The organism is Gemmiger sp. An120, assembly GCF_002160955.1.
Taxonomy (GTDB): domain Bacteria; phylum Bacillota; class Clostridia; order Oscillospirales; family Ruminococcaceae; genus Gemmiger_A; species Gemmiger_A avium.
This window is the reverse complement of the sequence record NZ_NFLN01000006.1, coordinates 1-15,015: the sequence shown is the minus strand read 5'-3', so window position 1 is coordinate 15,015 and position 15,015 is coordinate 1. Positions and strand designations below refer to the sequence as shown.

At 64.6% G+C, this 15,015-nt stretch carries 14 protein-coding genes; 5 read left to right on the top strand and 9 right to left on the bottom strand.

Going from position 1 to position 15,015, the window contains the following annotated elements:
• Positions 1-57: 57 nt before the first annotated feature.
• The 3 genes from B5E65_RS06725 to B5E65_RS06715 form a co-directional block, all read right to left on the bottom strand.
• Positions 58-1,740, bottom strand: coding sequence for a DAK2 domain-containing protein (locus B5E65_RS06725; protein ID WP_087171008.1), 1,683 nt, complete (start codon positions 1,738-1,740; stop codon positions 58-60).
• A gap of 72 nt (positions 1,741-1,812) precedes the next feature.
• A complete protein-coding gene (locus B5E65_RS06720; protein WP_087171007.1) occupies positions 1,813-2,169 on the bottom strand; it encodes an Asp23/Gls24 family envelope stress response protein in 357 nt (118 codons plus the stop codon).
• A 34-nt stretch (positions 2,170-2,203) separates the two neighbouring features.
• Positions 2,204-3,745, bottom strand: coding sequence for an ABC transporter substrate-binding protein (locus B5E65_RS06715; protein WP_087171006.1), 1,542 nt, complete (start codon positions 3,743-3,745; stop codon positions 2,204-2,206).
• Positions 3,746-4,032: 287 nt separating this feature from the next.
• Between B5E65_RS06715 and B5E65_RS06710 the strand changes: the two genes are divergently transcribed.
• Both B5E65_RS06710 and B5E65_RS16710 read left to right on the top strand, forming a co-directional pair.
• The gene (locus B5E65_RS06710; RefSeq protein ID WP_087171005.1) at positions 4,033-4,482 is read left to right on the top strand and encodes a CBS domain-containing protein; all 450 of its coding nucleotides are present in this window, start codon (positions 4,033-4,035) and stop codon (positions 4,480-4,482) included.
• A 191-nt stretch (positions 4,483-4,673) separates the two neighbouring features.
• Entirely contained in the window at positions 4,674-4,796 is a 123-nt protein-coding gene (locus tag B5E65_RS16710) for a hypothetical protein (protein ID WP_275532862.1), read from the top strand.
• Between the two features lie 71 nt (positions 4,797-4,867).
• On the opposite strand, the gene B5E65_RS06705 is transcribed toward B5E65_RS16710, so the two are convergent.
• The 6 genes from B5E65_RS06705 to B5E65_RS06680 form a co-directional block, all read right to left on the bottom strand.
• On the bottom strand, positions 4,868-5,659 hold the full coding sequence (locus B5E65_RS06705; protein WP_087171004.1) for a glycosyltransferase family 8 protein: 792 nt from the start codon (positions 5,657-5,659) through the stop codon (positions 4,868-4,870).
• A gap of 105 nt (positions 5,660-5,764) precedes the next feature.
• A complete protein-coding gene (locus B5E65_RS06700) occupies positions 5,765-6,997 on the bottom strand; it encodes a cation:proton antiporter (RefSeq protein ID WP_087171003.1) in 1,233 nt (410 codons plus the stop codon).
• Positions 6,998-7,003: 6 nt separating this feature from the next.
• Complete coding sequence (locus B5E65_RS06695) at positions 7,004-7,648, bottom strand: TetR/AcrR family transcriptional regulator (protein WP_087171002.1); 645 nt, start codon at positions 7,646-7,648, stop codon at positions 7,004-7,006.
• Positions 7,649-7,792: 144 nt separating this feature from the next.
• A complete protein-coding gene (locus tag B5E65_RS06690) occupies positions 7,793-8,674 on the bottom strand; it encodes an NAD(P)H-hydrate dehydratase (RefSeq protein ID WP_087171001.1) in 882 nt (293 codons plus the stop codon).
• Between the two features lie 61 nt (positions 8,675-8,735).
• Positions 8,736-9,743 (bottom strand): aldo/keto reductase, encoded by a 1,008-nt coding sequence (locus B5E65_RS06685; protein WP_087171000.1) that lies wholly within the window; start codon positions 9,741-9,743, stop codon positions 8,736-8,738.
• A 25-nt stretch (positions 9,744-9,768) separates the two neighbouring features.
• A complete protein-coding gene (locus tag B5E65_RS06680; RefSeq protein WP_087170999.1) occupies positions 9,769-10,290 on the bottom strand; it encodes a hypothetical protein in 522 nt (173 codons plus the stop codon).
• Positions 10,291-10,459: 169 nt separating this feature from the next.
• Between B5E65_RS06680 and brnQ the strand changes: the two genes are divergently transcribed.
• From brnQ to B5E65_RS06665, 3 genes are all read left to right on the top strand, one after another.
• Complete coding sequence (gene brnQ, locus B5E65_RS06675) at positions 10,460-11,764, top strand: branched-chain amino acid transport system II carrier protein (protein WP_087170998.1); 1,305 nt, start codon at positions 10,460-10,462, stop codon at positions 11,762-11,764.
• Positions 11,765-11,790: 26 nt separating this feature from the next.
• A complete protein-coding gene (gene mscL, locus B5E65_RS06670) occupies positions 11,791-12,240 on the top strand; it encodes a large conductance mechanosensitive channel protein MscL (protein WP_242957505.1) in 450 nt (149 codons plus the stop codon).
• Between the two features lie 302 nt (positions 12,241-12,542).
• Positions 12,543-15,015, top strand: a 2,473-nt coding sequence (locus B5E65_RS06665) for a pectinesterase family protein (RefSeq protein WP_087170996.1), incomplete at its 3' end; no start/stop codon positions are given.

Below are 15,015 nucleotides of genomic sequence, written 5' to 3'. Positions count from 1 at the left end.
CAAAAGGCGCGGGAGAGGAAACCCCTCTCCCGCGCGGCAGGAATCCGGCTTTCCGCCTTATTCCACGCTGATCATATAGTAGTAGACCGGCTGGCCGCCGCTGATGTGGGTGACCTCGATGTCGCCGCCTACCTTGGCGCGTACCAGCTCGGTGGTGCGCTCGGCCTCTTCCTCGCTCACATCGCAGCCGCTGATCACGGTGATGAAGCTGGTATCCCGCTTGGCCATGCTGCGGGCCAGACGGTAGGTGATCTTGGTGATGTCGCTGCCGGTGTTCACGATCTTGCCGTTCTCCAGGGCCATGATCTCGCCCTTCTTGATCTTCTTGCCGTCAAACTCGCTGTCGCGGGCGGCAAAGGTCACAAGACCGGTGCTCACCTTGTCGGCCGCCTGCATCATGTTGATGGTGTTGGCATCCACGGTGGCGTCGGGGTCAAAGTTCAGCATGGCGGTGATGCCCTGGGGAATGGTGCGGGTGGGCAGCACCACGATCCGCCGGTCAGCGATCTTCTGGGCCATCTCGGCGGCCATGATGATGTTCTTGTTGTTGGGCAGAACAAATACGGTCTGGGCGGGCACGCTCTGCACCGCGGCCACGATGTCCTCGGTGGCCGGGTTCATGGTCTGGCCGCCGGACACAATGGCGTCCACGCCCAGGTCGGCAAACACCGCCCGCAGGCCCTCGCCCGCGGCCACGGCCACAAAGCCGTAGGCACGCTCCGGGTCAACCGCCGCGTAGGGGAACTCGCTGGCGGGGGCCGCCTCGGCCTTCTTCTGCTTCTCCAGGCCCTTGCCCTGCTTCTGGCGGGCCAGGAACTGCTCGTGCATGTTCTCGATCTTGAAGCCGGTCAGATACCCGTACTGGATCGCATGGCTCAGGATCTTGCCCGGGTCAGCGGTGTGCACATGGCAGTTGATGACCTCGTCGTCCTCGATCACCACCACGCTGTCGCCGTTGGATTCCAGGAAAGCGCGCAGCTTCTCGGTGCTGCAGTCCTCGTTCTTGTTCACCAGGAACTGGGTGCAGTAGCCGTTCTTGATGTCTTCCACCTTCATCAGGTCGTCGGTGAACACGCCCTTGCCGGCGGCATTGCTGCCCGCGGCCTTGGCGGGGGCTTCGGCGCCGGCGACGATCTCACCGCCGTGGAACACCTGCTGCATACCCGCGAAGATGATCACCAGGCCCTGGCCGCCCGCGTCCACCACGCCGGCCTTTTTCAGCACCGGCAGCTGGTTGGGGGTGTTGTCCAGGGCTTCCTGCGCGGCGGTCATGACCCGGTCCCACAGCTCGTTCACATCGGTCAGGCCGCTGGCAGCCGCCTGTTCGCCGGCCACGCGGGCCACGGTGAGCATGGTGCCCTCGGTGGGCTTCATCACGGCCTTGTAGGCAGCCTCCACGCCCTTCTGCAGCGCGGCGGTCAGGTCGGCGGCATCGGCGGTCTTCTTGCCGTCCAGCGCCTTGGAGAAGCCGCGGAACAGCAGGCTGGTGATAACGCCGCTGTTGCCGCGGGCGCCGCGCAGCATGGCGCTGGCGGCAGCCTTGGAAGCCTCGGCCACGGTGCAGTCGTCATCCAGGGCGTTCAGCTCGGGCACGGCGGCCCCCACGGTCATGCTCATGTTGGTGCCGGTGTCGCCGTCCGGCACCGGGAAGACGTTCAGTTCGTCCACGCGGGTGCGCTGGTTGGCGATGTTGTTGGCGCCGGAAAGGATCGCGTCGCGCAGGATCTTACCAGTAATCATAATTCAAAACACCTCAAATACGATTATCACTTGTAACCCGGGCCGCCGGGCGGGGTAGGTACGGGCGGACGGTCATTCAGCGGAGAGGATGTCCTCCACCCGCACGTCGATGCGGCAGACCTTCAGGCCGGTGGCATGCTCCACCTCATCCTTGACCTTATGGGTGATGGCCCGCACGATGGTGGCGATGTTGAGCCCATAGCTCACCTTAATGCGCAGCTGAATGGCCAGCTGGCCGTCCCGCTGCTCCACGTGCACGCCCTTTTCGGCATGGGTCCCGCCGAGCACCAGGCCCTTGAGCTGCTGGGCCGTGGTGTCGTCGCCCATGGCGGTCACCCCGTAGCAGCGTTTGGCCACCTCGGCCACAAGCTGATTGAAGTACTCGCCGGTGATGCTCACGGCGCCCTGAGGGGTATAGCTGGTGATCATCTTGTCATCGCTCCTTTACGCAGATTCGTCGGCCTTATGCGACCGCAAGGTTTGCCAGGGAATAAAACACGCCGCTTACCGAGGCGCTTACGCCGGTCACGTCCCGGCTGCACACCACGGTGCCGTTCTGCCATACCAGCGGCACCAGGGGCATCAGAGCCGCAAAGGTCTGTTCCAAAGTGCCGGCGGCGGCCGTGTCCAGACGGAATGCGTCCCGGGCGGCCAGCAGCTCCTCACTCTGGGCCAGGCCCATGCTCAGGGCCCCACCGGTGAGAAACGGCGTTATATCCATATTATTATACAACTTTACTTCCCCGATGTACAGTTCAAATTGACCGCTCAGCACCTGTTCCTTGTACTGGTCAAAATTGTCCTGTTCCACGATCTGTACATACACGCCTGCTTCGCCCCACTGCTGGCGCAGCAGGTTGGCCGCGTACCGCTTGTACACGCTGCCGGTGTACACCAGCAGCTGCACCTCCAGCCGGGCGCCGGAGGCGTCGGCATAGTAGCCGGTCATCGGGTCCAGCGTGTAGCCCAGCGCCGCCATCAGGGCGGGCAGTTCGGCGGTGTCGGCGTCGGCGCTGATCACCTGCGCGTCCCGCACGCAGGGGTAGAAGCTGTTCACAATGCCGGTGGCAGGATACGCGCGGGAATAAAAACTCTCCTGGGCCAGTTTGCGCCGGTCGGTCATGCGGCTCAGGGCTACCCGGCCGGTGGCGGTGGCCAGCAGGGGCTTTTCGCTGGTGCTGTTCACACCCAGGTAGATCAGTTCATTGGTGCGATAGAAACTCTGCTGGCTGGTCATGCTGCCGGCGGCGTCACTGTCGCTGATGGCGTCGTACAGGTTCACCGAACCCTGGGAGAAGCTGCTGACCAGCTCGTCATAGCCGGACACCGGCCACAGCCGGATCTCGGCAGGGCCTTCCCCCGCGCCGAAGGGCGCCCGCGGGTTGGCCACCAGCTGATCGGCCCCGTCGCCGTAGGTGTAGCGGCCGCTGGCGGTGGGGGCGGACAGGCCGGTCTCCCCGGCTTTCATCACCGGGATGTCGCACAGGTAGGCAAACAGGCTGTCCGGCGCGGCCAGATCCAGCACCACCGTATCGTTTTGCAGCCGCATGCCGGTCACATTGGCAAACCGCCCGCCGTACATGGCGCTGGCCTGGGCCGCCTGCAGGCTGGCCAGCAGGTCCTCGGCCGTGACGGGGGAACCGTCCGCGAAGGTGCAGCCGCTCCGGGGGGTGATGATCACCTGATTGCCGGTGCTCACGATGTTCTGGGCCAGGCGGTACTCCAGATCTATCTCGGGGGTGATCTCTACCAGATTTTCAAATACCAGCCCGGCGTTCTGGGCCACCAGCGAGGAGTTGACCAGATAGGGGTTGAATCCGTCGGCCTCGGTATAGCCGATGCAGAGCACTCCGTCGGAGGTGCTGCCGCCGGCCGGCACCTGGATGGTGGCCATCCCGCCGGAAGAGGAGGCGTCGCTGCCGTCCGGCGCGGAATCGGCAGCGCATCCCGCCAGCAGCAGGACACCGGCCGCCAGGGCCAGCGCGCGGCGGAGAACAGAATGCATGGGTGTTCACTTCCTTTTGCGCGGCCCGCGCGGGCCGCAGAACTGGGGGAACGGCGCACCGTTCCCGGCTCTTTATTATACCACAGCCCGGCGTGCTTTGAAAAGCGGCGGGAATGCGGCCTTTGGGCATCTGCCCGGCATCCGCGGGACGCATCGTAACAAATGTACAAAAAAATCATCATCAACGGAATTTAGACATACCTTTTTCATAAAGAGGCGGTATAATAAAATTACAAAATGATTGCAAAATCACCGACCCTCAATCCTACTATAAGCGAGGCATCGATATGAATCTGTTGTTCTTCCTTACCCCCAAGCAGGATGTGGCCTTCATCTATGACGACTTCACCCTGCGCCAGACCCTGGAGAAGATGGAGTACCACCGGTATTCCTCCATCCCGGTGCTTACCCGGCGGGGCGAGTACGCGGGCACCATCACCGAGGGCGATCTGCTCTGGTACATCAAAAACCATATGGACCTGTCCTGTGAGCGGGCGGAGGACGTGCCGGTATCGGCGGTACCCCGCAAGCGGGACTATCTGCCGGTTCCGGTGACCACCACCATGGACGAACTGGTGGCCGCCGCCATGACCCAGAATTTTGTGCCGGTGGTGGACGACAAGAAAAGCTTTATCGGCCTGGTCAAGCGCAACAGCATCATCCAGTATTGCTACGACCGGGTGTGCGGCGCTTCCCGGGATGTGCGTGCTTCCCGGGGCGAAAAGGTACGGGCCTGATCCTCGGGTTTTTCGTGGTTGTTTTGCGGGCCGTCCCGGGCGGCCCGCTGTCTTTCTGTTTGGGTTGATAGTCCTGATTATCGTACTATGCTTTTGCTATACTGAGGATGGAAAGAGGGAGAACACCCTTTCCTAAACCTGAAAACAGCCGGGCGGCAGACGCCTGGTGCAAAAGAAAGGCGGCGTACGGTATGGATTGCGTGATTCGGCAGGTAGCGGGGCATGTGGAGGTATACAGCCACAGCGGCGTGTTTCTGTTCTCGGCGGACTCCACCCGGGAGGCCATGCAGGAACTGCGGGAAGAGTGGGCATAAAGCCCCTTTGCAGATAGAACGAAAAAGGCCCGGCTGCGCAGAGACGCAGCCGGGCCTTTATGCTGAAAAAATCAGGCAAACTCGTAGTAAAATGTGCCCAGCACACCGTGGTAATGGGCTTTCCAGGGCTTGTTGCGGCCAAAATAGTGCACGATCACCGTGTGGCGGCGCACCCAGTCCAGATCCCGCTTTTCGTTGCCGGGGGTGGCGTTGTACAGCCGCAGGGTGCGGTCGCTCAGGTTGTACACCAGACTGTCCAGCAGCTTGACCCGGTCCCCGTACAGGGCGGTCAGGATGTCCTGATCCGGCAGCACAAGCCGGTCGTACATCTCGTTGGCGTACCGGCGGATCTGCTCCATGGAGACGACCCGGCGCAGCGCGGCCAGGTCCATCATCAGTACCCCGCTGTTGATATAGGGCACACCCTCCCCGGCGCCCAGACGCAGCTGGTTCACCCGGGTCAGCAGCTTCCGGGTATTGGTGCAGGCCATGAAACAGGCCCCGTCAAAGGACGCATTGTACAGTGGGCCCAGCGGGTTGATCACCACCGTGTCCACATCCAGATAGAGGATGCGGTCCAGCTCCGGCGGCAGCAGCAGCGGCGCGGCCAGCCGGTAGTAGATCTGCCGGGGATACCGCTTGAATTCGGGGAACCCGTCAAACAGACGCTCGTCCACCGGCAGAAACCGCAGTTCCAGCCGGGGACCAAACTGCGCCTCCAGGGTACGGCAGGCGGCAGGGGACAGGCCGGAGTGCAGGATATAGGCGGTATACCGGTCTGCTCCGCCGTTTTTCAGGATGGAGCGCAGGCAGCTGCCCAGCAGCGGCACAAAGGATGGCGTGATGGAAAACAACAGATTCATGGCAAGGCTCCCTTTCACGGGCCGGGACCGGCGGCCCGGCGGTTGATTCCGTTAAACAGGATACCATACAATTGTGAACGAATCTTCACCAACCGGGACGAAAAATCATGCGGTTGTGCTGTCCGGCACGGAAGCGGGGGCGTGCAGTTCCCCCGCCAGGGCAAAGCCCTGCCGGGCGGCAACCACGGCGATCAGCTCGTTGATCACGGCAGCGGCCGCGATGGTGCCCTGCAGGATGCGGGCGCAGTCCGGCGCGGGGCCCTGCAGCACCGACACCGCCACGCCGGTGAATACCAGCGATACCCCGGAATGGGGCAGCAGGGTCAGGCCCAGATACCGGCGCACCGTGGCGGGGGCGTGGGTGGCCCGGGCCCCCACATAGGCCCCGGTGTACTTGCCCACCGCCCGGGCCAGGATATACAGGGCGGTAAAGACGCCGGCCCCCAGCACCAGATGGTAGTCCAGCGGGGCGCCCAGGTTCAGGATCACCACGATCATGCCCACACCCAGCACCGGCTGGAAGGTCTGCATGATGCTGTCCAGACGTTCCTCGTCCACCAGGTTGGCAAACACGGCCGAGAACGCCATACCCATGAGCATGAAGTTCAGCCCGGGCACCAGACGGGAAGCCGCCATGCCCAGCGCCGCGGTGCAGAGGATGCCGCCCAGCACCAGCGCCAGGGTGGCGCCGCGGCCCCGGGGCTTTTTCAGCAGCAGGCCGGCGGGCCAGCCCACCAGGGCCCCCAGCGCCAGCGGCAGCAGAATGATCAGCGGGATGATCCACACCGGCAGGCTGCCCTGTGCCAGATGGCCGGAGACCGCCGCCATTACCGAGAAGAACACCACGCAGCCCACAATGTCGTCCAGAGCGGCCATGGGCAGCAGGGTATCGGTCACCGGGCCGTGGGTGTCAAACTCCCGCACAATGGAGAGGGCGGGCGCTGGAGCAGTGGCCAGGGCGATGCCGCCGAACACAAAGGCCAGATAGACGGGAATCCCCTGCCAGGCAAACACCAGCCCGAACACCAGCGATACCACCGCAAAGGTGCCCATGGACTGGGTGAGGGTGGTGATCAGGATCGACCGGCCGGAACGGCGCAGCTTGCTGCCCACCAGTTCGGTGCCGATCATCAGGCCCACCGCGCACTCCAGCAGATGCACCAGGGTATTGTACCAGCCGGCATCCAGCACGGCGTCGCTCATCAGGGCCAGCCCGTGGGGGCCAAGCGCCATACCGGCGATAAGCCAGCCCAGAATAGCGGGCAGTTTCAGTTTGGACACCAGCTGCCCGGCGCACCAGGCCAGCGCCAGGGTCAGCAAAAATCGCAGAATCAGCATGAGGGGTCACTCTCCTTTTACTGTATCGGCCGGATCCTGAACGGCCACTCCGTACAGCATCAGATCCAGCAGCGGCGACAGCTTGGCTTCGTGGTCGGCAATCAGCGCGCCCAGATCGCCGGTGTCGCCCGCCCGGTCCTGATACAGCCGGTTGTACATCTCGGTCACGGCGGTAAAATACCGCAGCGCCGTTTTCCGGGTTACCCCCGGGCGCAAGGGCAGCCGGTCCAGCGTTTCGGCGTACAGCTGTGCCGAAAGCGCGTCAAATTCCTGCCGGGCCTGCCGCAGCGGTGCGGCCAGATGGGCCGGCGGCTGAAACAGATTGGCAAAAAACAGCCGACCCAGCGCCGGTTCCCGGTCGAAAAATTCCTGCCGGGCCGCCAGCAGAGCCGCCATCCGCCTCCGCGGTTCCGCGTCCGGATAGGTCTGTGCCGCCAGATGGGCGGTCAGCTTGTCAAAACACAGCTGCACACAGGCAAGATACAGCGCGTCCTTGCCGTCAAAGTTGTGATACAAAAGCCCTTTGGACACACCGCCTGCTGCGCACACGGCATTCAGCGAAGCCCCGGCGTAGCCCTTTTCTCCAAACTCCGCCACCGCGGTTTCCAGAATACGCTGGCGGGTGCGGCGGGTCTTTTCCTCCTGCTTCATAGTTGCCTCCTAAAATGGACTGTATGGTCTATTATAGCAAAACAGACTGAATAGTCTATAAATAATCTGTGAATTTTTGGTGCAAAAAAACGCGTCCCTGCCGGTTCTGGCAGAAACGCGTGCGGATAAAACGATAGGGCGGGCTCAGCGGCCCTCTTCGGCCAGCAGGGCGCCCAGATCCTCAAACAGATCGTGGGGCAGCATGGCGTACTGGCTGCGGCGTGCGGCGCACCGGTCGGCAGCCGCGCCGTGCAGCCACACCGCACACACCGCCGCGGCCATGGGATCGTCCGGCTTCTGGGCCAGCAGCGCGGTGAGCAGCCCGGCCAGAATATCCCCGCTGCCGCCCCGGGAAAGCCCCGCGTTGCCGGTGGTGTTCTTGTATACCTGGCCGTCCGGCCCGGCCACCAGGGTGCGGTGGCCTTTCAGCACCACCACGCAGCCGTTGGCCCGGGCATAGCCTGCGGCAATGCCCTCCCGGCCGGCCTCCACCTCGGCCACCGTCAGCCCGCACAGCCGGGCCATCTCCCCGGGATGGGGGGTGATCACCAGCGGCGCGTTCACCGGCCGGGGCAGCGCGTCCATGGCGGCGGCCGCGTTCAGCCCGTCCGCGTCCAGCACCACCCCGCAGCCTGCCCCGGGGGCCAGCAGATCCACCAGGGCGGCGGTGTCTTCGGTATTGCCCATCCCCGGCCCCAGCAGCAGCGCGTCGCAGCCCCGGCTGGCTTCCAGAATGCGCTTGCCCGCCGTGCGGCTGATGCCGCCGTGCTGGGCCTCCTGGGGGCAGGGCAGGCAGATACATTCCGGCAGACGGGGGATCACCCCGGCCAGCACCGCCTCGGTCGAAGCCAGGGTCACCAGCCCGGCGCCGCCCCGCAGCAAGCCTTCCGCCGCCAGGGCCGCCGCGCCCCGGTACCGGGCACAGCCGGCCACCGCCAGCGCCTTGCCGTAGCTGCCCTTGTGGGTCTCCTGCCGGCGCGGGGGCAGCAGTTCCAGCACCGTTTCCCGTGTGATCGCCTGTGCCATAGCTCGCTCCTCCTTACAAAACGGCGGCGGAACAGTCAGAACCGCTCCGCCGCCTGTTGGTTTATTCGCCGAAATCCTGTGCGGCCTTGCGCATCATCTGCCGGATGGGCAGCTGGTAGGGGCAGCGGGTCTCGCAGACGCCGCACTCCACGCAGTCGCTGGCCTTGTGGGGCAGCCCTGCGTACCGGCTGCGGGCCCAGTCGCCCAGGCCGTACCGGTTCAGATACCCCGCAAACAGGAACACGTTGGGGATGGAGATACCCACCGTGCAGGGGGCGCAGTAGTTGCAGCGGCGGCAGAAGTTGGTGCCCAGCTCCTTGCGGATGGCGTCCATCTTCGCGGTTTCCTCCGCCGACAGGGCAGACCGGTCCTCGCAGGCGGCCAGGTTCTGGGTCAGTTCCGCCGGGTCGGCCATGCCGGGGATCACCACCGACACGTTGGGATTGGCCAGGATGAACCGCAGCGCCAGGGTGGCGTCCTCAATGGCGCCGCCGGCCAGCGGCTTCATGGCGATAAAGCCCACCCCTTTTTCGGCGGCCCGGGCGATCAGTTCCTCACCCTGGGTCTCCACAATGTTGTAGGGGAACATAATGGTCTCGATCTCTTCATGCTCCAGGGCGGCGGCGAACACTTCCTTGGAGTGGGCGGTCAGGCCGATGTGGCCCACCTTGCCCTCCGCCTTGGCGGCCAGCAGGGCCTCCATGGCGCCGCCCGGGCCGAACACCGTGTCCATGTCCGCCAGGGAGGGATTGTGGATCTGGTACAGTTCCACATGATCGGTGCGCAGGTTGCCCAGGCTGATGGCAATGTCCTTTTCCATGGCTTCCCGGGTGCGTGCCATGGACTTGGTGGCCAGCACAAACCGGTCCCGGATGCCTTCCAGAGCGCCGCCCAGCCATTCCTCGCTGACGGTATAGCCCCGGGCGGTGTCGATGTAGTTGACGCCCGCGTCCGCCACCTGGCGGATCAGGGCCTTGGTGCTTTCGGCGTCAATGCGCTGGATGGGGATGCCGCCGAACCCCATGCGGCTGATCTTCAGGCCGGTGCGGCCCAGTGTGATATACTCCATATCGTCCACTCCTTTTCTATCGGGTTCAGGCGGCCGGAGCCACCGTTTCCTTTACATTCAGCAGCAGGTAATAGATAATCGACCCCCGCCGGCCAAAGCCTGCCTCGATCTTGTACAGATACTGCCCCGCTTCCGCCGGGGCAATCAGGCTGTCCGGGTATTCGTCCGCCAGGGTCACAAAGGCGGAAAAATCGCTCTGGTCCGACCGGCTTACCTGCAGCGTGTCCGCGTTGAGGGAAAAGTCGATCTCCAGCTTGGCCCGGGGCGGCACGTCCACCGGGTAGGTGCGGCTCAGAATATCGCCGGTGCTCCACACCGGGGTGTTGATCTCGGTGGCGGTAAAGAAATTCCACTCATAGCCGGCCCGGAATACCATCTCCGGCGACAGCACCACCCCTTCGGTGGTGATCTGGATGGAGGGCAGGGCGGTCTCCGGGTCCTTTACGTCCAGGTTTTCCTTGATAAACAGGGTAATGGCGGCAGCGGCAGCCAGGGCCAGCACCCCCACCACCAGCTTGCGCAGTATGATTTTGAAGGTATAATGCACGGTGCAGCCTCCTTGTAAAGCGCCGGGTTGCGGCGCGGAATGATCCAGCTTTCATTATATACGATTGCCGCGCAAAAATCCAGCGCGGTGGACAGGCCGGCTGGTATGTGGTACACTGAATCCGCACGGCCTGCCCGGCCGTGCATACCATGTGAAAGGGGGCGCGCCCATGGAGGAGCGTACACGTCTGACCCGCCGGGATTCGGTGCTGGTGGGGCTGACCCTGTTTTCAATGTTTTTCGGGGCGGGCAACCTGATTTTTCCGCCCTGGCTGGGCGCCCAGGCCGGGCGGCTGACCCTGCCCGCGCTGGCGGGCTTTGCCCTCAGCGCCATCGGCCTGCCGGTGCTGGGGGTGGCGGCGGTGGCCATGGCGGGCGGTCTGTCGGTGCTGGCCGGCCGGGTCGGCCGCCGGTTCGCGGTGGGCTTTACGCTGTTGTCCTACCTGGCCATCGGGCCCTGCCTGGCCATTCCCCGCACCGCCTCCACCTCCTTTGAGATGGCGGTGCGTCCCTTTGCGGGCGGCGGGGCCTGGCTGCGGGCGGGCTATTCGCTGGTGTTCTTCGTGGTGGCGGCGGCCATTGCCCTGCGGCCGGAAAAACTCTCCGGCATTCTGGGCCGGATCACCGGCCCGCTGCTGCTGGCCTTGCTGGCGGCCATCACGGCGGCCTGCCTGCTGCATCCGCCCGCTTCGCCCGGCATGGCGCTGGGCGCCTGGGCCGACCAGCCCCTGGCAGAGGGGTTCCGCAACGGATACCAGACCATGGACCTGATTGCGGCGCTGAACTTTGGCATCGTAATTGCCGCCAACCTGCGCAGCCGGGGCGTACAGGACGAGGCCGGGCTGGTGCGGGGCACCATGCGGGCCGGCTGGATCGCAGGGCTGATCCTGCTGGCGGTCTACGGTTCGCTGGCGGCGGTGGGCGCGCTGGCCGGGCCCGCTTTCCCCAATGCGGCCAACGGGGCCGGGGTGCTCACCGGGCTGGCCGGGCAGCTGTTCGGCACCGCGGGCGGTGTGGTGATGGGATCGGTGTTCCTGATCGCCTGCCTGAATACCTGCATCGGCCTGCTCAGCTGCTGCGGGGCCTATTTTCATGAACTCTGCCCCCGGGTGAGCCTGCGGGGCTGGGTGTGGCTGTTCGCGGCGGCCAGCTTTGTACTCTCCATTGCCGGGCTGGATGCGATCCTTACCGTTTCCGCCCCGGTTCTGGAGGCCATCTACCCGGTGGCCATTGTGCTGGTTGCCCTGGGCCTGTGCCACCGGTGGGCCGCCCGCGCACCGCTGTGCTATCCGGTCTGCGTGGCGGTCACCGGGGTGTTCAGCGTGCTGCTGGCGCTGGAAAGCGGCGCGGGGATCACCATTCCGGGCCTGCACGCGCTGCCTTTGTACGGCGCGGGGCTGGGCTGGCTGGTGCCGGCGCTGCTGGGGGCGGCGGCGGGAACCGCGGCAAGTTTTGTACCCCGCAAACGGAATTGAGGAAAGGAACCTGACCTATGAAAAAGATACTGGCTGAATTCAAAACCTTTGTGCTGCGCGGCAACGTGCTGGATCTGGCGGTCGGCGTGATTATCGGCGGCGCGTTCCAGAAAATCGTCAACTCGCTGGTCAACGACATCATCATGCCGGTCATCACCCTGATCACCGGCGGGGTGGACTTTACCAGCCACTTCCTGGCGCTGGACGGCGGCCAGTACGCCGACCTGGCGGCGGCGCAGGCTGCCGGCACGCCGGTGCTGTGCTACGGCGCATTCATCACCCAGGTGATCGATTTTCTGCTGATGGCGGCGGTGATCTTTGCGCTGGTCAAGGGGATGAACACCCTGGCCGCCCGCACCCTCAAACGCAAGGAAAAGGAGGCGGCCGTCACCCAGAAGACCTGCCCCTACTGCCTGAGCAAGATCCCCCTGAAAGCCACCCGGTGCCCCTGCTGCACCAGCCATCTGGAGGAGTAAGCAAAACCGAAAGCCGCCCCGCGGGGCGGCTTTTTCTGTTGGGGCGGGATAAATTCCGGGGACGATTCTGCCAACGGAAAAGGGTTATATTTTCCTGTGAAAATATGTGCGGGCAGGCCGATAAACATCTTTTTGACAATGCCGGAAGTATTTGCCGTGTTAGCGGCTGTTTTTTCGGCGGAATGCCGGATTGACAGGAATACTGCGAACGGCTACCATATTAAACCGTTCGGACAATATAACGTGTTATAAAAGGCGCGGTTCCCCGCGCAGCAAGGAGAAAGATAAAGAGAATATTGGCTTTGCTGCTGCTGGCAGCACTTGTTTTCACGGTGTTCCTGCCGCCGGTTCTGGCGGATGCCCAGCCTGTCCCGGCGGACAAAAGCTGGGACCTGGCCGCGGGCAGCGCCGTGCTGCCCACCCTGGAAGGGGAATCGGGCGAATACCAGGGCATTGTCATTGATGCCATGGCGGGCAAGTTTGCCCCCCGCGCCGGGGACACCCAGATCAACGCCGGCACGGTGCTTACCATTCCGGTCAGCGCCAGCCCGGCGGGGGCGACCCTGACCGTTGTGCTGTCCGGCGGTTCGGCCACCCTTGCGGTGGACGGGCAGGCGTATGCCAGCGTCAGCGGCCGGGTGGAGATCCCCCTGACTGCCGGGGCCGACGGCAGCTGCCGGGTGGAATTTACCACCCAGGCCTATGTAAAGGCCATCGCGCTGGCCTACTCCCAGCCGGAACCGGCCTACCCGGGCGAGCCCGGCGAAGTGGCCGCCGAGGATACCGCCTGGAACCTGGCCGCCGGCCCGGATGCGCTGCCCGCGATACAGAATGGCCGGGGCGAGTTTGCGGGTGTGCTGGTGGACGCCAGCGCCGCCGGCAGCAAGTTTGCCCCCCGCGCCACCGATACCCAGATCAATGCGGGCAGCGTGCTGTATATCCCGGTGGCGGCCCATGAGCTGGGCGCGACCCTGACCGTGACCCTCTCCGGCGGTACCGCCAGCCTGACGGTGGACGGCACCGCCTACAACGGTGTGAACGGCAGCCTGTCCGTTGCCCTGCCCGCCGGGGAGACCAGCCGCTATTGCCAGGTGACCTTTACCGCGCAGGCCTACCTGTCCGGGCTGGCCCTGACCTATTCCCAGCCGGAGGCCCCCTACCCGGGGGAGCCCGGCGAAGTGGCCGCCAAGGACGCTGTCTGGGATCTGTCCCAGGGCGGCGAGACCATCCAGGGCGTCCGGGGCGAGTATAACGGCCTGCTGGTGGATGCCACCAGCGGCAAGTTTGCGCCCCGGGACGGGGATGTGCAGATCAACGGCGGCACCGTGCTGTACATTCCGGTGGCCGCGGAGGACGGCCAGGGGGCCAGCCTGACCCTCTCCGGCAACAACTACAACAACCTGACCGTGACCCTGGACGGGGCCGAGATCAGCGTGGGCAAGGAGGTCGCCCTGCCCCAGACCGGAACCGCCCGCTATGCAAAGGTAGCGTTTGAGGGCACGGGCAGCTGCTACCTGTCCGCCGTCACGGTGGACTATTTGAGCGACAGCGTCTGCGTACCCCACATTGTCACGGTTGGCGCGGGCCAGACCTACGCCACCATCCAGGCAGCCCTGGACGCCAACGACTCCAGCGCCGAACAGCCGCTGGTGCTGCTGATCGCCCCCGGCACCTACAACGAAAAGGTCACGGTGAACAAGCCCTGGGTCTCCTTCCAGCCGCTCTACAAGGACGGCGGCGAGGTACGCATCCAGGCGGGGTATTATTCCTCCAATACCTTTGACGAAAACGGCAACTTTGTGCCCCAGGACGAATGGGACGTGGGCACCGACCAGAGCGGCACCGTGCTGCTCACCAGCGCCGCCACCGGCTTCAGCGCCAGCGGCATCACCTTTGTGAACACCTACAACCTGACCGACCATACCGCCGCAGGGGAGCAGACCCCCGCCGTGGCTTTCGGCTCGGCGGCGGACAAGGTCTATCTGACCGGATGCCGGTTCCTGGGCCGGCAGGACACCCTGTACCTGCACGGCGCGGGCAGTCGGGTGAAACTGGAAAACTGCTACATCGAGGGCACCGTGGACTTTGTCTTTGGCGACGCGGACGCCTGGTTTGAAAACTGCCAGCTGTTCATGGCCTGTTATCCGGGCAAGAACAACGGGTATTTCACCGCCCCCAACACCAAAAAAGGCAATACCGGCCTGGTGTTCCACAACTGCACCCTGACCGCCGACGGGCAGTACGCTGACGGCGGCAAGGTCAGCCTGGGCCGCCCCTGGCAGACCGAGATCTACAACGAGACCGAGCGGGGCCAGGACGGCAGCAGCTATGTGGTGACGACCGACCCGGACCGGAAGAATCCCGGTTACGAAAACACCGCCTCCGCCGCGACCTTTATCGAATGCACCATGCCCGACACCCTGCTGGACAGCCGCTGGAGCTGCTGGACCCGCAAGGACAAGAACGGCGATACGGTGGATGTGACCTGCCACGCGGATGTGCGTTTTGCCGAGGTGAACAGCCGCAAGGCGGACGGCACCCTGGCCGAAATCCGGGAACTGCATCTGGGCACCATGACCGTGGCGGACGACAGCGCGGCCCTGCTGCAGCAGCTGCTGGCCGCTATGGGCATCGGCGAGGGTATCGGCAACTGGCAGCCCCAGTTCACCGACCACTCTCAGACAAAACCGGTGGAGCCTCAGCCCACCCCGGGTACCGGCAGCGGTACGGTGACCCCGCCTGTTGCCACCCCGGTTCCCGCCCCGACCGCTACCC

Bases quoted from the DNA above. Each gene is read 5' to 3' on its own strand.
- B5E65_RS06725 (WP_087171008.1), bottom strand. From the start codon at position 1,740: ATGATTACTGGTAAGATCCTGCGCGACGCGATCCTTTCCGGCGCCAAC.
- B5E65_RS06720 (WP_087171007.1), bottom strand. From the start codon at position 2,169: ATGATCACCAGCTATACCCCTCAGGGCGCCGTGAGCATCACCGGCGAG.
- B5E65_RS06715 (WP_087171006.1), bottom strand. From the start codon at position 3,745: ATGCATTCTGTTCTCCGCCGCGCGCTGGCCCTGGCGGCCGGTGTCCTG.
- B5E65_RS06710 (WP_087171005.1), top strand. From the start codon at position 4,033: ATGAATCTGTTGTTCTTCCTTACCCCCAAGCAGGATGTGGCCTTCATC.
- B5E65_RS16710 (WP_275532862.1), top strand. From the start codon at position 4,674: ATGGATTGCGTGATTCGGCAGGTAGCGGGGCATGTGGAGGTATACAGC.
- B5E65_RS06705 (WP_087171004.1), bottom strand. From the start codon at position 5,659: ATGAATCTGTTGTTTTCCATCACGCCATCCTTTGTGCCGCTGCTGGGC.
- B5E65_RS06700 (WP_087171003.1), bottom strand. From the start codon at position 6,997: ATGCTGATTCTGCGATTTTTGCTGACCCTGGCGCTGGCCTGGTGCGCC.
- B5E65_RS06695 (WP_087171002.1), bottom strand. From the start codon at position 7,648: ATGAAGCAGGAGGAAAAGACCCGCCGCACCCGCCAGCGTATTCTGGAA.
- B5E65_RS06690 (WP_087171001.1), bottom strand. From the start codon at position 8,674: ATGGCACAGGCGATCACACGGGAAACGGTGCTGGAACTGCTGCCCCCG.
- B5E65_RS06685 (WP_087171000.1), bottom strand. From the start codon at position 9,743: ATGGAGTATATCACACTGGGCCGCACCGGCCTGAAGATCAGCCGCATG.
- brnQ (WP_087170998.1), top strand. From the start codon at position 10,460: ATGGAGGAGCGTACACGTCTGACCCGCCGGGATTCGGTGCTGGTGGGG.